This window comes from Amycolatopsis sp. NPDC101161 (genome assembly GCF_044768185.1).
In the GTDB taxonomy this organism is placed as follows: Bacteria; Actinomycetota; Actinomycetes; order Mycobacteriales; family Pseudonocardiaceae; genus Amycolatopsis.
In genome coordinates, this window is sequence record NZ_JBIWPI010000002.1 from 915,726 (window position 1) to 940,238 (window position 24,513).

The window sequence follows — 24,513 nt, forward strand, 5'->3', positions numbered from 1 at the left end:
CAGCCGTTCCTTTCCGAGAAGTAGAAATCCACAGTGGACGATCAGGCGTGCACCCGCGGCGGCGTCGGCCGGTTCGCGTCGTCGCCGCCGACGACGCGGGCGCCGGGCACCGGGCCGTGCGCCACCCGGACCGTGCGGCACACCCCCGCTCCCGACAGCTCGGCGGCGACCTCGACCGCCGACTGCGCGTCTTCGCAGAGGAACGCGCACGTCGGGCCGGAACCGGAGACCGTGCCGGCGAGCGCACCCGCGTTGACGCCGGCGCGCAGCGTGCGGCGCAGGCCCGGCCGCAGCGAGACCGCCGCGGCCTGCAAGTCGTTGCCCAGCAGCAGCGCCAGCTGGCGCGGGTCGCCCGAGGCCAGCGCCTCGACGACCGGGGTGTGCGAGCCGATCCGCGGCGGGTTGCCGTCCGCGCGCAGCCGGTCGAGCTCGCCGAACACCTTCGGCGTCGAGAGGCCGCGCTCGTCGAAGGCGAGCACCCAGTGGAAGGTGTGCCGCGACAGCACCGGGACGAGCCGCTCGCCGCGCCCGGTGCCCAGCGCGGTGCCGCCGTAGAGCGCGAACGGGACGTCGCTGCCCAGGCCCGCGGCGATCTCCGCGAGCTCGTCGCGCGTGACGTCGAGGTTCCACAGGCTCGCCAGCCCGACGAGCGTCGCCGCCGCGTCCGCGCTGCCGCCCGCCATGCCGCCCGCGACCGGGATGCCCTTGCGCAGCACCACCCGGACCTTCGGGTCGCCGCTGCGGCCGACGTGCGCGGACAGCGCTTCGACCGCGCGCCACGCCAGGTTTTCGGGGCCGGTCGGGACCGTGCCCTCGCCCTCGCCGTAGATCTCCAGCCCCGGCTCTTCGGTGACGGCGACGGTCACTTCGTCGGTCAGCGACAGGGCCTGGAACACGGTCACCAGCTCGTGGTAACCGTCTTCGCGCAGGTCGTCGACCGCCAGGTGCAGGTTGACCTTGGCCGGGACCCGGACGGTGACTGGGGGCGGAACTACGGCGAGCACCCGACCAGCCTACGTGCCCGCGAAAACGCCCCGATGCGACGTGCGCATCGGGGCGTCTTCGACGTTTGGATCAGGCAGCCACGCCCTGCGGGCCGCGAGCGGTGTGCGTCACGTGGCCGCCGCGCTCGGCGACCCACGCGAGGGCCGCGTCGGCGCGCTCGCCGCGGACGCCCAGGCGGAAGCGGCCGACTGGGGTGTCGCCGATCCGGGTCAGGCCGCCGCCGATGGTGGCGAACTCGACGTCGAAGCGGCCCGCCGCCTCGGGCAGCAGCGCGCCGACCGACGCGAAGCCGACCAGCACGACGTCGACCGAGCGGTCGTAGCGCGCCGACTGCGCGCGGGTGGTCTCGATGGCGGGCAGCAGCGCCTGCGCGGTGCGGCTGGCCGGGTTCGAGATCAGGTCGAGCACCGTGCCGCGCTCGATGACCGTGCCGTCTTCGAGCACCGCGACGTCGTCGCAGACCCGGCGGACCACGCCGGCGTCCGGCGTCGTGATGACGACGGTGGTGCCCAGCTCGGAGCGGGCGCGGTCGAGCACGGTGAGCACCGAGCCGGCCTCCTCCGGGTCGATGCCGGCGGTCGGGTCGTCGGCCAGGAGCACGGCCGGCGCGGCCGCGAGGGCCTTGGCGACCGCGACGCGGCGGAGCTGACCCTCCGACAGCTCGCCCGGACGCTGCGTCGCGCGCTGCGTCAGGCCGACCAGGTCGAGCAGCGAGCCGACCCGGCTGCGGCGCTGCGGGCCGTCGACGCCGAGCTGCTCGAGCGGGGAAGCGATGTTGCCGGCGATGGTGCGCTCGGCGATCAGCTCCGGCTTGGTCGAGACAACACCCAGCTGACGGCGGATCTCGCGCAGGCGGCGGCCGTCGAGGGTGCCGGTGTTGAGGCCGTCGAGCCGGACGACGCCGCGGTCGGGGCGCTCCTGCAGCGCGATGCAACGGGCCAGGACGGACTTGCCGGACCCGGCCGGGCCGACCACGCCGAACAGCGAGCCGGCCTGGACGTCGACGCTCACGTCCCGCAGGGCGACGACCGAGTTTCCGTTGGTGGCAAAGGTTTTGGACAGGTTTTCGACGGTGATCACGAAGGCTCCAGAAAACGGGGTGCGCGCAGTGCGCGGCACCCGGCCGCAAGCAAAGTCCGTCCTGTGTGGACGGTGCGTGAAGAAGAGGTGGACCGGCTACGACAAGCTCAGTGGGAGCGTCGACATGCGGTCACGGAGCGGCGGCCTTCGTCGACAACGCGACGCCTGGTCAGGAGCAGGGGGCGAGCTACCCTCTTCATCGGAAACGGCCTCCATCGGTCCTGGCGGTAGCACCTGCCCTGTGGAGGGTGGTTGCTGCGACTTCGGCGAGCCAGGTCTCTCAGTCGCTCGGGATGGACGCTTCCGAGTAAAGCCGATCCCGAGGAGCGAAAGCAAGCCTGTTGGCCCAGATCACACGACTGGAGGTGTCCGAATCGCGAGATGGCACGGCAAGAGGCGTATTTTCACCGCGCCACGTTGACTTCCACTGTGGACCTGCTAACGCGCGGCGGCGAGCCGGGCGAAGTCCTGCACGTCCAGCTGCTCCCCGCGGGTCTTCGGGTCGATCCCGGCGGCCGCGAGCAGCTCGCCGGCCCGCTCGGCGGAGCCCGCCCAGCCGGCGAGCGCGGCGCGGAGGGTCTTCCTGCGTTGTGAGAAGGCGGCGTCGACGAGGCCGAAGAGCCGATCGCGGTCGTCCGACGCCGGAGCGTCACCGCGCTCGAAGGCGACGAGCGCCGAGTCGACGTTCGGCACCGGCCAGAACACCGAGCGCGGCACGGCGGCGACCTTGCGCGCGGGGCCGTACCAGGCGAGCTTGACGCTGGGGACGCCGTAGATCCGGCTGCCGGGGCCGGCGGCCATCCGGTCGGCGACCTCGGTCTGCACCATGACCAGGCCCTTGGTGAGCGAGGGCACCTCGGCGAGCAGGTGCAGCACGACCGGAACGGCGACGTTGTAGGGCAGGTTGGCGACGAGCGCGGTCGGCTCGCCCAGCTGCTCGCGCGTGACGCGCAGCGCATCGGCGCCGACGACGGTCAGCCGGTCCGCGGCTTCGGGGCCGCGTTCGGCGACGGTCTTGGGCAGCCGCTCGGCGAGCTTGGGATCGATCTCGACGGCGACGACCCGCGCGCCGGTGGCGAGCAGCCCGAGGGTCAGCGAACCGAGCCCGGGCCCGACCTCGAGGACGACGTCGCCCTGGCCGACGCCCGCGAGCTCGACGATCCGCCGGACGGTGTTGGGATCGTGCACGAAGTTCTGCCCGAGCTTCTTGGTCGGCCGCACGTCGAGTTCGGCCGCCAGCCCGCGGATTTCGGCCGGTCCCAGCAGTTCAACCACCGGGTGAGCTTACCGATCGTGGTCGGGCAGCACCGCGAGGGCGGCGGTGGCCAGCTCGCGCACGCGCTGCCAGTCGGGTTCGGCCACGAGGGCTTCGACTTCCCAGAGGTGCGCGTTGGCTTCGCCGCTCATGCGGGCGAGCAGGCGGTCCAGCTCGGCGAGGACCGGCGCGGCGTCACCGTGCCACGAAGCGAGGTCCTCGTAGAAGTCGTCGAACTCGGTCGCCAACTCGTCGGCGAGGCCGAGGCCGTTCTCGCGCAGCCACGCCCGCTGCTCCTCGGCGGGACGCGTCAGCCGGGTCAGCGCCTCGCGGAAGTACTCGAGCTTGCGGCGCTGGTAGTCCTCCACGGCCCCAGTGTGCCCGAAACGCGAAACGGCCCCCGTCCACGAGGGACGAGGGCCGTTTTGCGAAAAGGTCAGGCCTTCTTGCCGCAGACCGGCCAGGCGCTGTAGCTGCCGCCGCGGGCGTCGCGGACCTTCTCGGCGATCGCGATCTGCTGCTCACGCGACGCCTGGCTCGGCAGGCTCGCGTACGCGTCGCCGCCGTAGGCGTCCCACGTGCGCTTGTCGAACTGGAGGCCGCCGTAGTAGCCGTTGCCCGTGTTGATGGCCCAGTTGCCACCCGACTCGCACTGCGCGATGCGGTCCCACACGGAGCCGTCGCCGATGTCCGGCGTCGGGGCCTGCTTGGTGCCGACGTGGATGATCTTCGGCTTCGGCTGGGTGATGACCTGCTCGGAGACGCTCTCGCGGGAGACCTCTTTGCCGTTCTTCTGCGTGACCTTGTAGGTCACCATCTTCTCGCCCGGCGTGCCCGGGTCCTCGACCGAGGTCTTGCCCTTGGCGAGGTCCGGGTCGTCGACCTTCTGCTCGGGCGGGTCGATGGACTCCTTCTGGACGACCGTCGAGACGCCGGTGCGGCTGATGTGCACCTCGGCGCCGTCGGTCAGCTTGACGTCCAGACCACCCTCGGCCTGGTCCTCCGGGCCCAGGGTGAGCTTGTACTCGCCCAGGAACTCCTTCGTCGTGACCGCGGTCGTCTTCACCTGCTTCGGCGCGTTGGCGCCGTCGTACAGGGTGATGTTCTTCAGGGTCTTGATCTCGACGGTGGCGCCCTGGAGGGGCAGCTCGCCGTCCTTCGACATCGACATCCACGTGCCGGGCTTGTCCAGACCGGTCATGCCGAGCTGGCCCAGCGCGTCGCCGAGGTGCGTCGCGCGGACCCAGGAGGTGTGCTCCGAGCCGTCGACGATCATCTTCAGCTGGCGGCCGCGCTCGAGCTTGATGACGCCGCCGTCGCCGACCTCCGCCTGCGGGGACGGGGAGAGCGAGTCGTGCGCGCCCACGGACAGGCCCGCGTCCTCCAGCACCTCGCCGACGGTGTCGCCGAACGAGTGCACGGTGGTCTGCTGGCCGTCGACGTCGACGGTGACGCTCTTGTTCATCGCCAGCGCGGCCGCGCCGCCGCCGGCGATGCTGATCATGACGCTGAGGACGGCGCCCTTGAGGAAGCGGCGCTTCCAGACCTTGGTGGTCTCGCGCAGGCCCTCGTCCAGCATGGCCCGCTTGGCCTGCGGGGACGCGGTCCGGTCCGCCTCGATCTCGTCCGGGATGACGATCGGGGGCAGGTACGTCGTCTCGGCGTTGATGAGGCGGATCAACTCGTCGACGTCGACGTCGATCTCGGCCATCATCGCGTCGGCGTCGGGGCCGAGCGCGGCGAGGATGTCCTGCTGCGTGATGTTCGGGTCGTCGGAGAAGTCGAGCTGGCCATACGCGGTGTCCTCGAAATAACTGCGTTCGAGGACGGCGGAGCGCGCTCCAGCCTGTCTGCTACCTGTCACCGGGGATCGTTCCCTTTCACGAGACGACGGTCGGGGGCGCCGTCTCTACGACTGGGCGTGACGATCGGACGCTGCTGAGCACAGGTACCGACCGGCACGATCACGGGACAGTAACGGGTCGAGGCGGGTTGCGCAAACACCCCCCGGAGTGTCGTGATCCCCGTCACTCCATCAGGTGGACGATCAAGGAACCCTGATGTCGCAATGCGTTCAACCCGTTGTGACACTGGGGAGTCGGTAGACCCGCTCGGCGGTGGTCCGGACCGATTCGGCGACTTCGTGGACAGCTTCGCCCCTGAGCGCCGCGAGGTGACGGACGGTGTAAGCGGCGCCGAACGGCTCGTTCGGCCGTCCACGGAACGGGTGGGGGGTCAGAAACGGCGCGTCGGTTTCGACGAGGTACTGGTCCGGGGGGCAGAGCCGGGCCGCCTCGTGGAGCCCCTTCGCGTTCTTGAACGTCACCGTGCCCGCGAAGGAAAGGACGTACCCGGCGTCGAGGCACTTGCGGGCCATTTCCGCGTCCCCGGAAAAACAATGGAAGATTACGGCGTTCGGCGCATTCTCTTCGGCCAGGATGCGCAACACGTCGTCGTGGGCCTCGCGGTCGTGGATCATCAGCGGCTTGTCCAGCCGCTTGGCGAGGTCGATGTGCCAGCGGAACGCCTCCTGCTGGGCGTCGTGCGGCGAGTAGTCCCAGTAGTAGTCGAGGCCGGTCTCGCCGACGGCGACCACGCGGTCCTGGGCGGCCAGGCGCTCCACTTCGGACTTCTCGGCGTCGCCGAACTCCTTGGTCCGCGTCGGGTGGATCGCGACGGCGGCCCAGACCCGGCGGTCCCAGGTGGCCGCCTCGGCGGCCCAGCGGGCCGAGGCGAGGTCGTCCGCCACCGTGACGACGCGGGCGACGCCGGCGCGCTCGGCGCGGTCGACCACGGCCTTGACATCGGCCGCGGTGACCGCGCCGCACGCGTCGAGATGGGTGTGCGCGTCCACCACCGACACCGGGAGCCGGTCCGGGACCGGCGGCAGCTCGCGCTTCTCTTCACCCATGCGTACTTCTTACTCCTTGATGATCGGCGCCCACTCCGGACCGGTCTCGCCGAGCGCCGGGTCGAGCTTGGTGAACAGCGGCGACGGCTTCCGCAGGGGCTTGCCGACCTCGATCGGCTTCGACTCCCACTTCGCCTGCTCGCCCGCGTAGTCGCCGGTCAGGATCGGGTTGACCCGGCCGGCGATGTCGAGGTCGTCGACCTCCTTGAGCTCCGGCTGGGCGGCCCAGACGCCGGTGCCGCCGAGGGCCTCGTGCACCTTCTGCGCCGAGTGCGGCAGGAACGGCGTCAGCAGCGTGTTGGCGTCGCTCACCACCTGCAGCGCGGTGTGCAGCACGGTGTCGCGCCGCGTCGGGTCGTCCTTGAGCTTCCACGGCTCCTGGTCGGAGATGTACTTGTTCGCCGCGGTGACGACCTTCATCGCCTCGCTCGCCGCCAGCTTGAACCGGGACCGGGCCAGGTGCGCGCCCGCGGTGTCGAACGCCTTGCGCGACAACGCCTTCAGCTCTTCGTCGGCCGCCGTCGGGGCCTCCGGGCGCGGGATGGCGCCGACGTTCTTGTGCGCCATCGAGATGGACCGGTTGACCAGGTTGCCCCACTCGTTGGCCAGCTCGAAGTTGGTCCGGCGGACGAACTCGTCCCAGGTGAAGTCCGTGTCCTGGGTCTCCGGGCCGGCGACCGAGATGAAGTACCGCAGCGTGTCCGGGCCGAAGTCGCGCAGGAAGTCCTCGACGTAGATCACGCGCCCGCGCGAGGTCGAGAACTTCGAGCCGCTCATGGTGAGGAACTCGCTGGAGACGATCTCGTCGGGCAGGTGCAGCTTGCCGTACTTGCCGGGCTCGCCGCCCTTGTCGCCCTCGCCGTTGTGGCCGAACAGCAGCGCCGGCCAGATCTGGGCGTGGAAGGTGATGTTGTCCTTGCCCATGAAGTAGTACGAACGCGCGTCGGCGTTGTTCCACCACTCCTGCCACGCGTCCGGGTTGCCGGACCGCCGCGCCCACTCGACGCTGGCCGAGAAGTACCCGATCACCGCGTCGAACCAGACGTAGAACCGCTTCAGCGGCTGGTCGCGCCAGCCGTCGAGGGGGATCTTGACGCCCCAGTCGAGGTCGCGGGTGATCGGCCGCGGCCGCATGTCGTCGATCAGGTTCTTGGTGAAGTTGAGGACGTTCGGGCGCCAGTCGGTCTTGGTGCCCAGCCAGTCGCCGAGGGTCTTGGTGAACGCCGGCAGGTCGAGGAAGTAGTGCTCGGTCTCGACGAACTTCGGCGTCTCGCCGTTGATCCGCGACTTGGGGTTGATCAGCTCCGCGGCGTCGAGCTGGTTGCCGCAGTTGTCGCACTGGTCGCCGCGCGCGCCGTCGTACCCGCAGATCGGGCAGGTGCCCTCGACGTAGCGGTCGGGCAGCGTGCGGCCGGTGGACGGGCTGATCGCGCCGCGCGTGGTCTTCGGCACGACGTAGCCGTTGCGGTGCAGCGCCAGGAAGATCTGCTGCGTCACCTCGGCGTGGTTGCCGGTCGTGGTCCGGGTGAACAGGTCGTAGGACAGGCCGAGGCCCTGGAGGTCGTTGCCGATCTGGCGGGTGTACTTGTCCGCCGTCGCCTGCGGGGTCGAGTTCTCCTTGTCCGCCTGGACGGTGATCGGGGTGCCGTGTTCGTCGGTGCCGGACACCATGAGCACCCGGTTGCCGGCCATTCGCTGGTAGCGGGAGAAGACGTCGGACGGGACGCCGAATCCGGACACGTGGCCGATGTGGCGGGGGCCGTTGGCGTAGGGCCAGGCCACCGCGGTCAACACAGGGGTGCTCATACCTTATTAGCCTACGGAGGGCGTCACGCGCTTTGTCGAGAGGGAGGCCCGGTTGTCGGCGACACGGTTGCTCGTGCTCGGGGTGGTGCGCATGTACGGCCGCGCGCACGGCTACCAGGTGCGGCGCGAGCTGCTCAGCTGGTCGGCGGACAAGTGGGCCAACGTCCAGCCGGGGTCGATCTACCACGCGCTGAAGAAGATGACCGCCGAGGAACTGCTGGAGCAGGTCGACGTCGAGCCCGGCGACGGCGGCCCCGACCGCACGGCCTACCGGCTCACCGACGTCGGCGAGCAGGAGTACCAGGTGCTGCTGTCGAAGGCGCTGTCCGATCCTTCGCTGAACCACCCGGACCTGTCGGCCGGGATCTCGCTGATGACGACGTTGCCGCGGGCCCGGGTGATCAACCTGCTCCGGCACCGGCTGGTGCACCTGGAGGCCGAGCGGCGGCAAGCGCAGCTGATGCTCGAAGAGATCAAGGCGAGCATGGAGCTGGGGACGCCCGAGCACGTCAGCGAGCTGTACCGGCTGTGGGGCGGGATCACCGACGCGAGCCTGACCTGGCTCGAAGGCCTGGTCGCCCGGCTCGAAGCGGGCGAGTACGTGATGGCCGGCGAGTAATCAAGTTTGACTAGCACGCTCTCCCCGGGGCACAGTGGGCACTCGATTAGTCAAATTTGATTAGGAGATCCCATGATCACGGCACGCGGTCTCGAGCGGCGGTTCCGCCGCAAGGGCCGCTCTGGGGGCGAAGTACACGCGGTGAAGGGCGTCGACCTCGACGTCGAAGCGGGTGAGCTCGTCGGGTTCCTCGGGCCGAACGGCGCCGGGAAGACGACCACGCTGCGCATGCTGACCACGCTGCTGAAGCCGAGCGCGGGCACCGCGACCGTCGGCGGCCGCGACCTGCTGAAGGACCCGCTGGGGGTGCGCGAGCGGATCGGCTACGTCGCGCAAGGCGGCGGCAGCTCGCCGGAGACCAAGGTCGCCGACGAGCTCGAACTGCAGGGCCGGCTCTACCGGATGAGCAAGGCCGACGCGATCGCGCGCGGCGCCGAACTCGCCGAGCAGCTCGACCTGACCGGGCTGGACCAGCGGCTGACCCGGACGTTGTCGGGCGGCCAGCGGCGGCGGCTCGACATCGCGCTCGGGCTGATCCACTCGCCGGGGCTCGTCTTCCTCGACGAGCCGTCGACCGGGCTCGACCCGCAGAGCCGCGCCAACCTGTGGGACCACATCCGCCGGCTGCGCGCCGAGCAGGGCGTCACGGTCTTCCTCACGACCCACTACCTCGACGAGGCCGACGCGCTGTCGGATCGGCTGATCGTCATCGACGACGGCCGGATCGTCGCCGAGGGCACGCCGGACGCGCTCAAGGCCCGGGTCAACGGCGACCGCGTCGAAGTCGGCGTCGACCCGGAGCAGGGCGCCGACGCCGCTGAAATCGCCGGACGGCTCCCGGGCGCGCACGAGCTGTCCGCGGACGGCGGGACCGTCCGGTTCCGGGTGCCGCGCGGCGACGTCGCCCTGCCGGAGCTCCTGCGCGCGCTCGACGCGAAGTCCATCCCGATGCTGTCGGTCCAGGTGCACCGGCCCACGCTCGACGACGTTTTCCTGACCCTGACCGGGCGCTCGCTGCGCGAAGCGGAGGAGGGCACCCGTGCTGCGTGACACCTGGCTGATCTTCCGCCGCGACATGAAGGCGGCGCTGCGCAACCCGACCTGGGTCATGATCGGGATCATGCAGCCGCTGCTGTACCTGTTCCTGTTCGGGCCGCTGATGGTCAAGGCGATGCAGGCCCAGGGCCTGTCCGAAGTGGACGGCTGGATGCTGCTCACCCCGGCGCTGATCGCCCAGCTGGCGCTGTTCGGCAGCTCGTTCGTCGGGTTCGGGCTGCTGGCCGACTACCGCTCCGGCGTCGTCGAGCGGTTCCGGGTGACGCCGGTCAGCCGCGGCGCGCTGCTGCTGGGCAAGGTGCTGGCCAACGCGCTGCAGGCCGTCGTCCAGGCGCTGCTGATCATCGCGCTGGCGTACCTGGCGTTCGACCTCGACGCGCCGGTCGGCGGGGTGCTGCTGAGCCTGGTGATCGTGTTCCTGCTGGCGGTGTCGCTGGCGTCGTGCTCCTACGCGCTGGCGCTGACGTTGAAGAGCGAGGAGACGTTCCCCGCGCTGCTCAACGCCGTGCTCATCCCGCTGCTGCTGCTATCCGGGATCCTGCTGCCGATCACGGCCGGCGTCGCGCCGAAGTGGCTGTACACGGTTTCCCAGATCAACCCCTTCCGCCACGTCGTGGACGTCGAGCGGAACACCTTCAAGGGCGACTTCACGATGGACGCGTTGTTCACCGGCAGCGTCGTGGTGCTGGTGATGGCCGTGGTGTCCGTGTGGTGGGGCACGCGGACCTTCCAGAAGGAAAACGCCTGATCAACCAGTGTGGGTCACTGCGGGTCGGCCTCCGGCGACGTATGGTGTGCTCTCCACCGACGGGCCGGGGGCGGAATGTGACGGAACCGGAGAGCGAACGCGGGATCTCGCTGTCCCACCGGGAGCGGGTGACCGACTGGCACGCCGTCCGCGGGGCGGAGACCCGGTTCGTGTCGGTGACGATCAGCGAGAACGTCAACTGGACCAACTCCGCGGCCGAGCGCAACCTGGCCGGCGCGCAGGAGGCGGGCCTGCACGTCGGCGGCCGGCACTACGCCCGACCCGGCGCGGCGCACGACCAGGCCGACCACTTCGTCCGGACGGCCAGCCGGCTCGGCGCGTTCGCGCCCGGGTCGCTGGCGCCGGCCCTGGAGGTGGCGGCGCCGAGCGTGGACGACCGGTTCATCAAGTCGTGGATCAAGCACGTCCGGCACGCGGCGCGGATCGAGCGGGTGCTCGTCTACGCCGACCACGACTGCTGGGCGCACCGGCTGCACCCGGACCGCTGGGCCGACAGCGAGGTCGTGCTGTGGCTGGTCCGGCACAACGGCATCCCCGGCCGGCCGGGCTGGTTCCACTCGCGGCTCGGCGTGCACCAGCACGCGTACGGCCCGGACGTGCGGGGCGTCGACGGTCCGGTGGAGCAGAACGCCGTCGTGTACCCGTTCACATTGGGCGACCTGCTGCTCTGACCTGTGGTGGTATGGCGCCATGCGCGTGACGAGCAGGGCACTCCGAACGGATGTCACGCCCGCGCACGCTTTCTCGGTACTTGCTCACCACAACGCTTCCCGCGGGCTGCCGCCGCCCGCGATGCTGTCGGGTGACTGGTTCTCCTCCCGGGCGGTCCTCGCGCCTTCGCTCGCGGTTTCGCCCGCCGGGTTCCCCGATTGCCCGGAGGTCGACGCCCCGCCGGGCGTGATCGGCGGCGGGTGGTTCGGGTACCTGGCGTACGACGCCTCCGGCTTGCTTCCACCGGCCGCGTGGGGCTGGGCGGACCACGTACTGCGGTGGTCCGCTTCGGGCACCTGCTACCTCGAGTCCGTGGACGGCGGCGGGCCGTCGACGTCCACAATGGAATCGCTGCTGTCCGCTCCGCCGGCTTCTTCGCGCTGGACGGCCGGGCCGTTGCGGCGTCCGCTGCCGTCGGAGCACCGGGACGCGGTCAAGGCGTGCGTGCACGCGATCGAGGCCGGGGAGCTGTTCCAGGCGAACATCTGCAGCCGGTTCACGGGCTCGTTTTCCGGCTCACCCGCCGCTTTGTTCGCAGCCGGGGTGTCCACTTTGGATCCACGCCGGGCGGCGTTCGTTTCGGGTCCGGAGGGATCGGTGGTGTCGTTCTCGCCGGAGCTGTTCCTGGCGCGGCACGGCCGCGCGGTGCAGTCGACACCGATCAAGGGAACGCTCCCCCGCCGCGGGCCCGCCGACGACGGGAACGCTTTGCTGTTGCGCCAGTCGGTCAAGGACGTGGCGGAGAACGTGATGATCACGGACTTGGTGCGCAACGACCTCGGCCGGGTGTGCGAGGTGGGGTCGGTGACGGTGCCGTCGTTGCTGCGGGTCCGGCCGGCGCCGGGGGTGTGGCACCTGGACTCGACGGTGACGGGAGTGCTGCGCCCATCGGTTTCGGACGCTTCCCTTTTGGAGGCGACGTTCCCGCCAGGTTCGGTGACGGGCGCGCCGAAGATCCGCGCGCTGGACCTGATCGCTTCCTTGGAGCCGTGCGGACGCGGGGTCTACACGGGCGCGATCGGCCTGCTGTCCCCGGCGGCGGGGCTGGAGCTGAACGTCGCGATCCGGACGTTCGAAATCGCCGCCGGCCGGATCGAGCTGGGCGTGGGCGGCGGCATCACCGCCGATTCGGACCCGGAGGCGGAGTGGCAGGAGTGCCTTCACAAGGCGGCACCCCTGGAACGCCTACTTGCCGGGGTCGAGCAGTAGCTTGCCGACGGTCTTGCGGGAGCGCAGGGCCTCGTGCGCGCCGCGGGCGTCCGACAGCGGGAACTCGCCGCCCGGGATGGCCCTGAGCTTCTTTTCGATGACCAGCTCGAACAGCTCGTTGAGGGCGGTCCCGAAGACGTTGCCCGGCAGGCGGAAGACGTGCGGCAGCCACATGCCGCTGACGGTGGTGCTGTGGCCGAGGACGTTGCGCAGGTCGAGCGGCTTCGGGGCCTCGCGGCCGGCCATGCCGTAGAAGGCGAGGCGGCCGAACGGCGCGAGCGCGGCGATGCTCTGGTCGGTGGTCTTCCCGCCGACCATGTCGAGCACGACGTCGACGCGGCGGCCGTTGGCGTCGAGCAGCACCTCGGTCATGTCCTCGGCGCGCGAGTCGACGGCGACGTCGGCGCCGAGTTCGAGCGCGAGGGCGCGCTTCTCGTCGCTGCTGGCGGTGGCGATGACCCGGCCGGCGCCCCAGGCCTTGGCGAGCTGGACGGCGATGGTGCCGACGCCGCCGGCAGCGGCGTGCACGACGACCGATTCGCCCTTTTCGAGGTGGGCGTTCCTCTTGAGCAGGACCCAGGCGGTGGTGCCCTGGACCAGCATGGACAGCGCGGTGAGGTCATCGATGCCGTCGGGAACGGGGAAGGTGGTCGCCTCGGGCGCGACGGCCTTTTCGGCGTACCCGCCGCCACCGTTCAGCAGGGCGACGACCCGCTTTCCGCCGGTCTTGCCGACCACCTCACCACCGGGAACGAGCGGCAGCTTCGACGGCGCGAGGTAGGAGTTCTCGGCCTGGTGGGTGTCGGCGTAGTTGACGCCGATGCGCTCGACGTCGATGAGCACCTCCCCGGGGCCGGCCACGGGATCGGGCAGCTCGACCGGCGTGAGCACCTCGGGTCCGCCGAACTCGGTCACCTGCACTGCGCGCATGTTCGTTTCCCTCTCGCCGTCCGCCGCTCGATGTGAGACATTCTGACATATGTCTCACGCAGCTGCGTTCGACCTCGCCCGCGACTGGTTCCTGGCCGGCCGGAGGGTGGACATGGGCGAGCTGGCGGAGGCGCTGTCCATCAGCCGCGCGACGCTGCACCGCCGGGTCGGGTCCCGGGACCTGTTGCTCGGCGAGATCCTGTGGTCCCTGTCGTCCGCCTCGATTGCCCGGCTGTGGCCTTCGTGCGTCGGCCGAGGGGCGGCGGGGGTGGCGGACTTCGTGAGCGGGTATGTCCGGTTCGCGAATGAGTCGCCGCCGTTCCGGGACTTCCTTCGTCGGGAGCCAGAGCGGGCGTTGAGGCTGTTGACCACGCGCGCAAGCGTTTGCCAACAACGGACGACAGCGGAGTTGCAGTCGCTTTTGGAGGGTGAGGTCTCGGCGGGGAGGTTGAACCCGCCGTTGCCGGTGCCGGACTTGGCTTATCTGCTGGTGCGGATAGGTGAGTCGTTCGTGTACACGGACGTGATCACCGGGGATGCGCCGGACGCGGAGAAGGCACACGCGGCAGTGACGGCGCTGCTCACTTGATCCGCGAGGCCAGCACGGCGTCGTAAAGCTCCTTTTTGGACACTCCCGCGGCCTCGGCGACCTCCGCCGCCGCGGACTTCAAGCGCTCGCCGGCCTCCACGCGGGAAGTCACTTCGCCCACCAAATCCGCTACCGAAACCGACCGCGGCTCCGCCCCCGCCAGCACCACCGTGATCTCTCCGCGCACGCCCTCCGCGGCCCACTCGGCGAGCGAGGACAGCGAACCCCGCTTCACCTCTTCATACGTCTTCGTCAGCTCCCGGCACACCGCGGCCTGGCGGGACGCACCCAGCACCGAAGCCGCGTCCGCCAGCAACGACGCCAACCGGTGCGGGGACTCGAAGAACACCACCGTCCGGGGCTCGGACACCAACGACGACAACCACCGGGTCCGCTCCCCGGGCTTGCGCGGCGCGAAACCCTCGAAACAAAACCGGTCGCACGGCAAACCGGACAAAGCGAGCGCCGTGGTCACCGCGGACGGGCCGGGCAGGCACGTCACCGGAAGAGAAGCAGCCACACAAGCCGACACCAGGCGGAAGCCCGGATCGGACACACTGGGCATACCGGCGTCCGTCACCAGCACCACCGTCTCGCCCGCGCGTAACGATTCGAGCAACTTGGGCAGGCGCGCCGTCTCGACGTCCTCGTAGAAGCTCACCACGCGGCCGCGTGGGGTCACCTCCAGGGCGGACGTCAGCGACCGCAGGCGCCGGGTGTCCTCCGCCGCGATGACGTCGGCTTCCGCCAGTGCTTCCGCCAGGCGGGGCGAGGCGTCGCGGACGTCGCCGAGCGGGGTCGCGGCCAGGACGAGCCGGCCGGGAAGCAGCGAGGGACTCACCCGGCCAGCCTAGGCTGATCAGCGGATCCCGACGACGCACGCCCCGCCGCGCCCGTAGGATCGCCCCCGTGACCGCCGTGCTGACCCGTGCCGACGACGAGAGCGTCCGGCCGGACCCGGTCGAGGCGCTCCGGCCGCCGACCGACCGCGAAGTGACCCTGCTCGGCCGCGGCATGCCGACCGACCGGTTGCGCGGCTGGGTCGTCACCCTCGTGCTGACCGTGATCGGCGGCATCGTCCGGCTGCAGAACCTCGGCGTGCCTACGGACAAGGGCAGCCCGGTCTTCGACGAGAAGCACTACGTGCCGCAGGCGTGGCAGGTGCTGCGCAACGGCGGTTACGAGGACAACTACGGCTACGAGCTGGTCGTCCACCCGCCGCTGGCCAAGCAGCTGATCGCGATCGGCGAATGGCTGTTCGGCTACAACGGCTGGGGCTGGCGGATCATGCCCGCGCTGGCGGGCACCCTCATCATCTTCCTGACCATCCGCGTCGCCCGCCGCCTGACGCGCTCGACGCTGCTCGGCGGCATCGCGGGCATCCTGGTGATCAGCGACGGCGTGCTGCACCTGCAGTCGCGCATGGGCATGCTGGACATCTTCATCGCGCTGTTCGTGCTCGCCGCGTTCGCCTGCCTGCTCGTCGACCGCGACCAGGTGCGCGAGCGCCTCGCGACGGCGGTCCGCGAAGGCTGGGTCAACGAGTCCGTCTGGGGCCCCAAGCTCGGTTTCCGCTGGTGGCGGTTCGCGACCGGGCTGATGATCGGGCTGACCTTCGGCGTGAAGTGGTCGGCGCTGTACTACATCGTCGCGTTCGGGCTGCTGTGCGTGTTCTTCGACGTCGCGGCGCGGCGCGCGGCCGGCGTCGAACGCCCGTGGCTCGGCACGATCCGCCGCGACGTGCTGCCGGCGCTCTGGGCGATCCTGCTCATCCCGTTCCTGATGTACCTCGGCGCGTACTGGGCGTGGTTCGCGAGCGAGACGGCGACCGACCGGCACTACACGGAGATCAAGGACATCGCGCCGGGTTTCTGGTCGTGGGTCCCGGCGTCGCTGCGCTCGCTGGCCGACTACACCGGCAACGTCCTGCACTTCCACGAAACGCTGGTCACGCCGAAGGACAACCCGCACCCGTGGGAGTCGAAGCCGTGGACGTGGCCGATGGGGCTGCGCCCGATGCTCTACAGCTACGACGGCGACGTCACCGGCTGCGGCGAGGCCCGCTGCGTCAGCGCGACGATGCTGATCGGCACGCCGGCGATGTGGTGGCTGGCGATCCCGATGCTGGGCTGGTCGGTGTGGCGCTCGGTGTTCCGCGCGGACTGGCGCTACGCGGCAGTGCTGGTGGGCTACCTCGGCGGGTACGTCTTCTGGTTCACCAACATCGACCGCCAGATGTACTTCTTCTACGCGACACCGCTGGCCGCGTTCCTGGTACTGGGGTTGACGTTGTGCCTCGGCCAGATCTTGGGCAGCGCGCGGCGCGGGTTCGAGAGACGCGGGACCGGTCTGCTCGTGGTCAGCCTGTACGTCGGGCTGGTGGTGGCGAACTTCGCCTGGCTGTGGCCGATCCTGAACGGCGTCGCGATCACGACCGGCCAGTGGGAGGCCGAACGCTGGCTGCCGTCCTGGCGGTAGCTCAGCCGGCGAAGTACGACCCCGGCGTGACGCCCACCGCGCGCCGGAAGGCCGCGACGAACGCGCTCGCCGAGCTGTAGCCCACCCGGTGCGCCACCGTCTCCATCGGTGCGCCCTGGGCCAGCAGGGGCAGCGCCGCACGCAGCCGCACCTGGGTGCGCCACGTTCCGAACGGCATCCGGCACTCGCGGACGAAGATGCGCGCCAGCGTGCGCTCCGCCGCGCCGACGTCGCGGCCGAACTCTGCGAGGCTGCGCGGGTCCGCCGGGTTCGCGACCACCGCACGCTCGACGTCGCGGGCCCGCGGGTCGGCCGGCGACGGCACCACGATCGGGACGACGTCGAGGGGTTCCAGCAGGTCGAACGCCACCGCCTCGGCGCGCAACCGTGCGTCCGGGGCCACGCCGTCGCCGGTCAGGTACTCCAGGAGTTCGCGCAGCAGCGGGCGGACCACCACCATCCGCGGCGCGGGCCACGACACCGGGGACAGCGCGGGGTCGGCGTAGATGCCGCGCAGCGCCGCCCGGCCGAGCGCGCCCGTGCGGTGCTGGACGCCCGCCGGCATCCACAGCGCGCGGGTCGGCGGGAGAACCCAGCCCGCGTCGCCCGCCCTGACCGCGACGACGCCGCGGGCCGACCAGACCAGCTGGTGGACCGGGTGCTCGTGCCAGGGGAACCAGGTGCCGGCGGGCAGGTCGACCTCGCCGAGCAGCATGGCTTGGCTGTTTCGCGACATCACTTGGCAGGCTATCGGCTACCGGCCACTCGCGTGCCGAAATAGCGTCGGACGCATGCCGATGAACCTGATCCACCGCAAGATCTGCAGCTCGGAGAAGTGGGCGGCCACCGTCGAGGAACGCCTGACGCCGTGGCTGAAGGAGCGCGACCTCGGCGACGACGTCCTCGAGATCGGCCCCGGCTTCGGCGCCACCACGAACGTGCTGCTCAAGGCGGTCCCGAAGCTGACGGTCCTGGAGATCGACCCCGCGTCGAGCGAGCTGCTGCGGGCGAAGTACGGGGACCGCGCCGAGGTCGTCGAGGGCAGCGGCGCCGAGATGCCGTTCGAAGCGAACAGGTTCTCCGCCGTCGTCTGCTTCACGATGCTGCACCACGTCCCGACGAAGGAGCTGCAGGACGCGATCTTCGCCGAGGCCGCGCGGGTCCTGCGCCCGGGCGGCGCGTACTGCGGCAGCGACGGCCAGCTCAACCTCAGGTTCCGCCTGCTGCACCTCGGGGACACGATGAACGTCGTCGACGCGGCGACGTTCCCGGCGCGCCTCGAAAAGGCGGGCTTCGAGCAGGTGGAGGTCCAGCACCACCCGAAGGAGCTGCTGATCTTCGAGGCCGTGAAGCCCGGTTAGCGGCGGGGCAGCTGGTTCCCCGGCTGGCGCGGCACCACCCGCGTCACCGGGCCGTCGGGCGACTTGCCGGCCCGCGACAGCCAGCCCTCGACCTCGCGCCGCACGGCGTTCAGCGTCGGACGCCGTCGTGGCTCCGGGTCCAGCGAAGCCGCCAGCAGCCGCGCGTGTGCGCTTCGCTGGGGCAGCCGCGTCACCGGTTCGGCCCGCGCCGCCGCCATCAGGGCCGCCATCGGGGTCTCGCGGGTGCCCCGCGGGGGCTGGCCGGAGAGGGCGTAGCTGATCGTCGCCGCCAGCTGCCACGCGTCGGACGCCGGCGACGCGGCCGCGCCCATTGCCTGCTCCGGGGCCACGAAGTCGGGCGTGCCGATCATCATGCCCGTCGCCGTCATCTTCGAGTCGCCCTGGCTGCGGGCGATGCCGAAGTCGATCAGGTGGGCCAGGCCGCTCGGGTCGAGGATGACGTTCGACGGCTTGATGTCGCGGTGCAGGACGCCCTTCTCGTGCGCCGCGGCGAGCGCGCCCGCCATCGTCGCCCACAGGCGGCCGGCCGCGACGTCGTCGAGCGGGCCCTGGCCGTCGACCAGCTCGGCCAGCGGCCGGCCTTCGAGGTACTCCATGACCAGCGCGAGGCCGTCCGGCTCCTCGGCCAGGTCGTAGACCTTGACGCAGTTGGGGTGGCTGACGACGGCCAGCGCGCGGGCCTCGCGCTGCATGCGCTCGGCGGTGTCGCGGTCCGGCGCGTGCGCGATCTTCAGCGCGACCGTGCGGTTGAGCTGGGTGTCGACGGCCTGCCAGACCGTGCCGAACCCACCCGCGCCGAGCTGCTTGACGCGGCGGTAGCGGCTGCCGCCGGCGTTGCGGGAGCCGGGCGGCGGCGGGATCGGACCCGGGGCCGCGGCCAGCGCGCCGGCCATCGGCGGGGGCTCGGGCGCGGACGCCAGCGCCGTCTTCGGGTACGGCCGGTTGACCGGTGGCGGAGGGGGCGGCGGTGGGGTCGGGCGCGGCTGGACCTGCGACGGCGGCGGGCCCTGCGGCTCCTGCTCGCGCCGCGGCGGCGCGTCGGACCGGTTGATCACCGACCACGGCGGCGGCCCGACCATCGCGACCGGGATCAGGCCCAGCACGCTGAACGGCAGGAAACCCAGGAAGAAGTGCAGCGCGGTGTTCGCCTCCATGCCGACGCTGAACACCAGCATCGCGGCGAACGGGATCCAGAAGAACCGCGACGGCCACTTCGGGCCGCGGCGGAAGGCCGTGCGGCCCTGCAGCATCACGAACAGCAGCGAACCGGCACCCAGCACCGCGAACGCGACCAGGTACACGAAGAACGGCAGGTCGTCGGGGCCGGTGCTGCGGGCGGAAAAGACGTCGAAGACGGTCTGCCGGCCGCCCAGGTAGTCCACCTGGGAATTGACCCAGCAACCACCGGGGCCCCGCAGCGTCGAAAGCTCGGTCGCGGACAGGCCGGTCTTCCCCTTGGTGAACGCGGCGCGGTAGACGCCCGAGACGCCGTTGGACAGCAGCCACGGCAGCACCAGCGCGGTGACCAGGCCGATCGCGGCGAAGACCCCCAGCGTCGTGGCGTCGTAGCGGTTGCCGGTGCCCTTCCGGATGATCGACACGGCCAGCGCGCCGATGGGCGGGATCAGCGCGACGAGCGCGCCGGCCGCACTCGTGGCCCAGACCCAGTCGCCGGGGCAGAAGCCCGGGCCGAACAAGGAATGGGCTAGCGAGAGCAACGCGCTCGCGAGTCCGTTCACCGCCGGATCCCCTCACTGTCCGTATTCACGTCGTACCGCCACGCGGCGTTTCCCCGCGGTCCAGCTTAGGACGCAGCCGGCCGCCGTGAGGTTGCCGGGTCTTCAGGCTGCCCGGAATCCGGCGAGCCCGCCGCTCCCGCGTCATGATGGGGGCCGGCGCGGATGTTCGACGTGAAGGAGCGGCAATGGGCGCGTACTCCGAGGCCTACCGGCGCAGCCTGACGGACCCGGAAGCGTTTTGGCTGGCCGCGGCGGAGAAAATCAGCTGGACGAAGGCTCCGGAACGGGCGTTGGACGACTCGAACCCGCCCTTCTACCGGTGGTTCCCGGACGCCGAGCTGAACACCTCCTACAACGCCCTCGACCGGCACGTCGAGGCCGGCCGCGGCGGTCAGGCCGCACTGATCTGGGACTCTCCCGTGACCGGGAAGCAACGGACATACACCTACGAGGAGCTCCGGGACACGGTCGCGCGGTTCGCCGGTGCGCTCAGCTCGCTGGGGGTCACCAAGGGTGACCGCGTGATCGTCTACCTGCCGATGGTGCCCGAGGCGGCGATCGCGATGCTGGCCTGCGCGCGGATCGGCGCGGTGCACTCGGTGGTCTTCGGCGGCTTCGCGCCCAAGGAGCTGGCGGCGCGGATCGAGGACGCCAAACCCAAGGTGATCCTCGCGGCGTCCTGCGGCATCGAGCCGACGCGGGTCGTCGAGTACAAGCCGATCATCGACGCCGCCCTCGGCATGACGGAGCACCAGCCGGACCACGTCGTCGTGCTGCAGCGCGAGCAGGCGCCGGCCCAGCTGGGCAAGCGGGACCTCGACTGGCGCGAGCTGGCGGCCGCCGCCACCCCGGCCGACCCGGTGCCGGTCGCGGCCACCGACCCGCTCTACATCCTCTACACGTCCGGGACCACCGGGAAGCCGAAGGGCGTCGTGCGCGACACCGGCGGCCACGCCGTCGCGCTCGCCTACTCGATGGACGCCGTCTACGACGTCCACGCCGGCGACGTCTGGTGGACGGCGTCCGACGTCGGCTGGGTCGTCGGGCACTCCTACATCGTCTACGCGCCGCTGCTGGTCGGCGCGACTTCGGTCATGTACGAGGGCAAGCCGGTCGGCACGCCGGACGCGGGCGCGTTCTGGCGGGTCATCGCCGAGCACGGCGTCCAGGCGCTGTTCACCGCGCCGACCGCGCTGCGGGCCATCAAGAAGGTCGACCCGGACGCCGTCGAGCTGCCGAAGTACGACCTCAAGGCGTTCGGGACGCTCTTCATGGCCGGCGAGCGGCTCGACCCGGAGACCTACCACTGGGCGCACGAGAAGCTCGGCACGCCGGTGATCGACCACTGGTGGCAGACCGAGACCGGCTGGCCGATCGCGGCCAACCCGCGCGGCCTGGAGCCGATGGAGGTCAAGCCGGGCTCGGCGACCAAGCCCGTCCCCGGCTGGGACGTCCGGATCCTCGACCAGGCGGGCGACGAGCTGCCGGCCGGGCGTGAAGGCGCCATCACGGTCAAGCTGCCCCTGCCGCCCGGCTCGCTGCCGACGCTGTGGGGCGACGACGAGCGCTACCGCGAGGCCTACCTCTCCCGCTACGACGGCTACTACCTGACCGGCGACTCCGGCTACCTCGACGAAGACGGCTACCTGTTCGTCATGGGGCGCACCGACGACGTCATCAACGTCGCCGGCCACCGGCTTTCGACGGGTTCGATGGAGGCCGTGCTGGCGTCGCACCCGGCCGTCGCCGAGTGCGCCGTCATCGGCGTCGCCGACCAGCTCAAGGGGCAGCTGCCCCGCGGGTTCGTCGTGCTCAAGGCGGGCGCGGACATCGCCGAAGACCGGCTGCGCGACGAGCTGGTGGCGCTCGTGCGCCGGGACATCGGGCCGGTCGCCGCGTTCCGCGACGTGTCCATTGTGGACGCACTGCCGAAGACGCGGTCCGGGAAGATCCTGCGCAAGACCATGCGCGCGATCGCCGACGGCCGCGACGAGGCCGTGCCGTCCACGATCGAAGACCCGAGCGTGCTCGAGGCGATCCGGCAGGCCCTTCGTTAAGGACTGTTCCAAATGGCCCCTCTGGTCTGTACCTTTGGGAGGAGTCCCCGACCGGAGGTGCCCTGATGCGCTTGTCCAGAGCCGTCTTGACCGCGGCGATCGTGAGTCTCACGGCGGTCGGCGTCCCCGCTGCCGCGGTGGCCGCGCCGGCCGCCCCGGAACGCAGCGTGACCGACGTCGTCCCGGCGCCCGTCTCGGCCAAAGCCGACCCGAAGGGCGGCTTCAAGCTGACGCCGTCGACCGTGATCAGCGCCGGCCGCGACGCCGGCCAGGTCGCGGACTACCTGCGCGGCCTGCTGCGCCCGGCGACCGGCTACCCACTGCCGGTCGTGCCGCACGCCGCCGGCCTGCCCGCGATTTCGCTGCAGCTGGGCCACGACTCCCGGATCGGCACCGAGGGTTACGAGCTGAAGGTCGCCCGCGACGGCGTCTCGCTCAAGGCCAACACCGCGGACGGGCTCTTCGAGGGCGTCCAGTCGCTGCGGCAGCTGCTGCCGTCGGCGATCGACGCGAAGCGCGTCCAGCACCGGACGTGGACCGTCGCCGGCGGGACGATCCTCGACTACCCGCGCTTCGGCGAGCGCGGCGCGATGCTCGACGTCGCCCGGCACTTCTTCAAGCCCGACCAGGTCAAGCGGTACGTCGACCAGATCGCCCAGTACAAGATCAACACCCTGCACCTGCACCTCGCGGACGACCAGGGCTGGCGCATCGAGATCAAGAGCTGGCCGAAGCTCGCGACGGTCGGCGGCAAGACCGCCGTCGACGGCGACCCGGGCGGCTACTACACCCAGGCGCAGTACCAGGACATCGTCGCGTACGCGGCTTCGCGGCACATCACGGTGATCCCCGAGATCGACATGCCGGGCCACACGAACGCGGCGCAGTCGACTTACGCGGAGCTGAACTGCGACGGCAAGGCCGTCCCGGTGCGCACGGACACCGAGGTCGGCTACAGCTCGCTGTGCATCTCCTCGCCGACCACGTACAAGTTCGTCGAGGACGTCGTCCGCGAGCTGGCGGCCATCACCCCCGGGCCGTACCTGCACATCGGCGGCGACGAGGCGCACTCGACGCCGCCCGCCGACTACATCGCGTTCGAGAAGAAGGTGCAGCCGATCGTCGCCAAGTACGGCAAGAAGGTCACCGGCTGGCACGAGATCGCGAAGTCGGACCCGCCCGCGTCGGCGGTCCCGCAGTACTGGGACTTCGGCGGCGACAACCCGAGCGTCGCGGCCGCCGCGGCGCGCGGCAGCAAGATCCTGATGTCGCCGGCGAACTACGCGTACCTGGACATGAAGTACACCGAGCAGACGCCGCTGGGCCAGGACTGGGCGGCGCTGATCGAGGTCAAGGACGGCTACAACTGGGATCCGGCGTCGCTGGTGACCGGTGTCGGCGAGAAGCAGGTGGCAGGTGTCGAGGCGCCGCTGTGGACCGAGACGATCCGCACGAGCGCCGACATCGAGTACATGGCGTTCCCGCGGCTCCCGGGGATCGCGGAGATCGGCTGGTCCCCGAAGTCGACGCACAACTGGGACGCCTACCGCGCGCGGCTGGCGAAGCAGTCCCCGCGCTGGGCGGCCCAGGGCATCAACTTCTACCGGAGCCCGCAGGTCGACTGGAAGTAGCTACGCGCCGGCCAGGCGGGCGCGGATCGCTCGCCTGGCCAGCTCGTACGCCTGCGTTCCACCGTTCAGCACCGCGTCGGCGTTGGCCGCCCGGCCGAGGGCGTGCAGCTCGAACGCCAGGACTTCCGCGTCCGCGTCCAAGTGGCCGAGGGCGACCGCTTCGCGAGCTGTTTCGCGGATGAACGCGGCGAACGAGCCGCTCGCCGACGCCACCGCGTCGTGGACCCGGCCGGGGCGCGCGTCGAACTCCGCGCCGACGTTGAAGAAGAAGCACCCACCCGGGAACACGCGGTTTTCCGAGTAGTCCAGCCAGTTCTCGCAGATCGCGCGCAGCCGCGGCAGCCCCGGCGCCACCGCGCGGGCGGGCGTCACGACGTGCGCCTCGAAGATGCGGAAAGCCGCCTCGATCGTCGCGAGCTGCAGCTCCTCCTTCGAACCGAACAACGCGAACACGCCGCTCTTGCTCAGCTCCAGCTCGGTGGCCAGCCTGCCGAGGGACAGCCCCTCCAGGCCGTCCACCGACGCGACGTCCGCCGCCCGGCGCAGCACCAGGCGGCGGGTCGCGTCACCGCGGGCGACCCGGCCGTCAACCGGCACGCCGCGCCCGCCAACGGTCCACTGTGGACTGGATGCCGACGCTCCACTGCTCCGCCAGCGCCGGCGTCGCGAGGACGCGGTCGGCGAAGTCCAGCGCCGGCTCGACGCGCTCGGGCGGCAGCTGCCCGTAGTTCGCGAACGAGATGACGTAGACCTCGGCGACCGTCGGCGCGTCCGCGCGCTCGACCAGCTCGACCGCGCCGGACGTCGGCACGGTGCCCGGCCGCAGCACGCGCAGGTACCAGCCGCTGCGCCCGGAGCCGATCATCGCCGGGGTGATGTCCTTGCGGCCGGTCTTCATGGCGAGCTTGTAGCACGGCGACCGCGGCTGCGAGACCTGCACGAGCGCGTCGCCCCAGGCCCAGACGTCCCCGATCCGCACGTCGTCCTCGGTGAGGCCGGACAGCGAGATGTTCTCGCCGAAGTCGGCCGTCTCGACCTCGAAGCCGTCCTCACGCCAGGCGGCGTAGTGCTCGGCCGGGTAGACGTAGACCGCCTTGTCGGGGCCGCCGTGCACGGTGAGGTCGGCCTGCCGGTCGCCGTCGAGGTTCAGCTCGGTCAACCTGAGCTCCGGCGCCGTGACCAGCGCCTTCGTGATCCCGCTCAGCACCGGCTGCTCCCGCCGGTACCCCAGGACGCTCGGTTCCCCCACGTAGACGCTGTCGACGTTCATGCTCCCGAAGATAGCA

Annotated in this window: 23 protein-coding genes and 1 riboswitch; of the genes, 10 read left to right on the forward strand and 13 right to left on the reverse strand. The window is 71.0% G+C overall.

The genetic code is table 11. The annotated features are described in order from the left end of the window. Positions 1 to 41: 41 nt before the first annotated feature. The 7 genes from ACIRSS_RS15485 to metG all read right to left on the reverse strand — a co-directional run bounded on the left by ACIRSS_RS15485 (position 42) and on the right by metG (position 8,057). On the reverse strand, positions 42 to 1,004 hold the full coding sequence (locus tag ACIRSS_RS15485; RefSeq protein ID WP_400895062.1) for a 4-(cytidine 5'-diphospho)-2-C-methyl-D-erythritol kinase: 963 nt from the start codon (positions 1,002 to 1,004) through the stop codon (positions 42 to 44). Positions 1,005 to 1,074: 70 nt separating this feature from the next. Then, positions 1,075 to 2,085: a methionine ABC transporter ATP-binding protein gene (locus tag ACIRSS_RS15490; protein WP_400895065.1), complete on the reverse strand. Its 1,011-nt coding sequence runs from the start codon at positions 2,083 to 2,085 to the stop codon at positions 1,075 to 1,077. A 209-nt stretch (positions 2,086 to 2,294) separates the two neighbouring features. Continuing rightward, positions 2,295 to 2,385: riboswitch (SAM riboswitch) on the reverse strand. Positions 2,386 to 2,523: 138 nt separating this feature from the next. Further along, positions 2,524 to 3,360 carry a 16S rRNA (adenine(1518)-N(6)/adenine(1519)-N(6))-dimethyltransferase RsmA gene (gene rsmA, locus ACIRSS_RS15495; protein WP_400895068.1) on the reverse strand — a complete coding sequence of 279 codons (837 nt, stop codon included), beginning with the start codon at positions 3,358 to 3,360 and terminating at the stop codon, positions 2,524 to 2,526. 9 nt (positions 3,361 to 3,369) lie between these two features. Then, a complete protein-coding gene (locus tag ACIRSS_RS15500) occupies positions 3,370 to 3,708 on the reverse strand; it encodes a hypothetical protein (protein ID WP_400895071.1) in 339 nt (112 codons plus the stop codon). A 68-nt stretch (positions 3,709 to 3,776) separates the two neighbouring features. Next, positions 3,777 to 5,204, reverse strand: a complete 1,428-nt coding sequence (locus ACIRSS_RS15505) for a transglycosylase family protein (protein WP_400895074.1) — start codon at positions 5,202 to 5,204, stop codon at positions 3,777 to 3,779. 210 nt (positions 5,205 to 5,414) lie between these two features. Then, positions 5,415 to 6,251, reverse strand: coding sequence for a TatD family hydrolase (locus ACIRSS_RS15510; RefSeq protein WP_400895076.1), 837 nt, complete (start codon positions 6,249 to 6,251; stop codon positions 5,415 to 5,417). A gap of 9 nt (positions 6,252 to 6,260) precedes the next feature. Then, positions 6,261 to 8,057 (reverse strand): methionine--tRNA ligase, encoded by a 1,797-nt coding sequence (gene metG / locus ACIRSS_RS15515; RefSeq protein ID WP_400895078.1) that lies wholly within the window; start codon positions 8,055 to 8,057, stop codon positions 6,261 to 6,263. Between the two features lie 52 nt (positions 8,058 to 8,109). Here metG and ACIRSS_RS15520 point away from each other — a divergent pair, with 52 nt between their 5' ends. The 5 genes from ACIRSS_RS15520 (at position 8,110) to ACIRSS_RS15540 (ending at position 12,421) form a co-directional block, all read left to right on the forward strand. Further along, complete coding sequence (locus ACIRSS_RS15520; RefSeq protein WP_400895081.1) at positions 8,110 to 8,676, forward strand: PadR family transcriptional regulator; 567 nt, start codon at positions 8,110 to 8,112, stop codon at positions 8,674 to 8,676. Positions 8,677 to 8,748: 72 nt separating this feature from the next. Continuing rightward, positions 8,749 to 9,726, forward strand: a complete 978-nt coding sequence (locus ACIRSS_RS15525; RefSeq protein ID WP_400895084.1) for an ATP-binding cassette domain-containing protein — start codon at positions 8,749 to 8,751, stop codon at positions 9,724 to 9,726. Further along, positions 9,716 to 10,480: an ABC transporter permease gene (locus ACIRSS_RS15530; protein ID WP_400895087.1), complete on the forward strand. Its 765-nt coding sequence runs from the start codon at positions 9,716 to 9,718 to the stop codon at positions 10,478 to 10,480. Before ACIRSS_RS15525 ends, ACIRSS_RS15530 begins: the two co-directional genes overlap by 11 nt. A gap of 77 nt (positions 10,481 to 10,557) precedes the next feature. After that, positions 10,558 to 11,172 (forward strand): glycoside hydrolase family 25 protein, encoded by a 615-nt coding sequence (locus ACIRSS_RS15535; RefSeq protein WP_400895090.1) that lies wholly within the window; start codon positions 10,558 to 10,560, stop codon positions 11,170 to 11,172. 19 nt (positions 11,173 to 11,191) lie between these two features. Further along, a complete protein-coding gene (locus tag ACIRSS_RS15540; protein WP_400895093.1) occupies positions 11,192 to 12,421 on the forward strand; it encodes an aminodeoxychorismate synthase component I in 1,230 nt (409 codons plus the stop codon). On the opposite strand, the gene ACIRSS_RS15545 is transcribed toward ACIRSS_RS15540, so the two are convergent. Beyond that, positions 12,398 to 13,351, reverse strand: coding sequence for a zinc-binding alcohol dehydrogenase family protein (locus ACIRSS_RS15545; RefSeq protein WP_400895096.1), 954 nt, complete (start codon positions 13,349 to 13,351; stop codon positions 12,398 to 12,400). The two genes, ACIRSS_RS15540 and ACIRSS_RS15545, sit on opposite strands and share 24 nt — an antisense overlap. A 49-nt stretch (positions 13,352 to 13,400) precedes the next feature. Between ACIRSS_RS15545 and ACIRSS_RS15550 the strand changes: the two genes are divergently transcribed. After that, positions 13,401 to 13,940 carry a QsdR family transcriptional regulator gene (locus ACIRSS_RS15550; RefSeq protein WP_400895098.1) on the forward strand — a complete coding sequence of 180 codons (540 nt, stop codon included), beginning with the start codon at positions 13,401 to 13,403 and terminating at the stop codon, positions 13,938 to 13,940. On the opposite strand, the gene rsmI is transcribed toward ACIRSS_RS15550, so the two are convergent. Then, positions 13,933 to 14,769 carry a 16S rRNA (cytidine(1402)-2'-O)-methyltransferase gene (gene rsmI / locus ACIRSS_RS15555; protein WP_400897478.1) on the reverse strand — a complete coding sequence of 279 codons (837 nt, stop codon included), beginning with the start codon at positions 14,767 to 14,769 and terminating at the stop codon, positions 13,933 to 13,935. The genes ACIRSS_RS15550 and rsmI overlap by 8 nt on opposite strands. Before the next feature lie 80 nt (positions 14,770 to 14,849). Between rsmI and ACIRSS_RS15560 the strand changes: the two genes are divergently transcribed. Beyond that, positions 14,850 to 16,418 carry a dolichyl-phosphate-mannose--protein mannosyltransferase gene (locus ACIRSS_RS15560; protein ID WP_400895101.1) on the forward strand — a complete coding sequence of 523 codons (1,569 nt, stop codon included), beginning with the start codon at positions 14,850 to 14,852 and terminating at the stop codon, positions 16,416 to 16,418. 1 nt (position 16,419) lies between these two features. Here ACIRSS_RS15560 and ACIRSS_RS15565 read toward each other — a convergent pair whose 3' ends face one another. Next, positions 16,420 to 17,133, reverse strand: coding sequence for an AraC family transcriptional regulator (locus tag ACIRSS_RS15565; RefSeq protein ID WP_400897480.1), 714 nt, complete (start codon positions 17,131 to 17,133; stop codon positions 16,420 to 16,422). Positions 17,134 to 17,209: 76 nt separating this feature from the next. Here ACIRSS_RS15565 and ACIRSS_RS15570 point away from each other — a divergent pair, with 76 nt between their 5' ends. Next, complete coding sequence (locus ACIRSS_RS15570; protein ID WP_400895104.1) at positions 17,210 to 17,779, forward strand: class I SAM-dependent methyltransferase; 570 nt, start codon at positions 17,210 to 17,212, stop codon at positions 17,777 to 17,779. On the opposite strand, the gene ACIRSS_RS15575 is transcribed toward ACIRSS_RS15570, so the two are convergent. Continuing rightward, a complete protein-coding gene (locus ACIRSS_RS15575; protein ID WP_400895107.1) occupies positions 17,776 to 19,539 on the reverse strand; it encodes a serine/threonine-protein kinase in 1,764 nt (587 codons plus the stop codon). The genes ACIRSS_RS15570 and ACIRSS_RS15575 overlap by 4 nt on opposite strands. Positions 19,540 to 19,724: 185 nt before the next feature. Here ACIRSS_RS15575 and ACIRSS_RS15580 point away from each other — a divergent pair, with 185 nt between their 5' ends. After that, positions 19,725 to 21,596, forward strand: coding sequence for a propionyl-CoA synthetase (locus tag ACIRSS_RS15580; protein WP_400895109.1), 1,872 nt, complete (start codon positions 19,725 to 19,727; stop codon positions 21,594 to 21,596). 65 nt (positions 21,597 to 21,661) lie between these two features. Beyond that, on the forward strand, positions 21,662 to 23,227 hold the full coding sequence (locus ACIRSS_RS15585) for a beta-N-acetylhexosaminidase (RefSeq protein WP_400895112.1): 1,566 nt from the start codon (positions 21,662 to 21,664) through the stop codon (positions 23,225 to 23,227). Here the strand turns inward: ACIRSS_RS15585 and ACIRSS_RS15590 are convergent, their stop codons facing one another. Together ACIRSS_RS15590 and ACIRSS_RS15595 are read right to left on the reverse strand one after the other, a co-directional pair. Next, complete coding sequence (locus ACIRSS_RS15590) at positions 23,228 to 23,824, reverse strand: TetR/AcrR family transcriptional regulator (protein ID WP_400895114.1); 597 nt, start codon at positions 23,822 to 23,824, stop codon at positions 23,228 to 23,230. Then, positions 23,814 to 24,497, reverse strand: a complete 684-nt coding sequence (locus ACIRSS_RS15595; protein ID WP_400895117.1) for an MOSC domain-containing protein — start codon at positions 24,495 to 24,497, stop codon at positions 23,814 to 23,816. The genes ACIRSS_RS15590 and ACIRSS_RS15595 overlap by 11 nt, the downstream gene beginning before the upstream one ends. Positions 24,498 to 24,513: the final 16 nt, after the last annotated feature.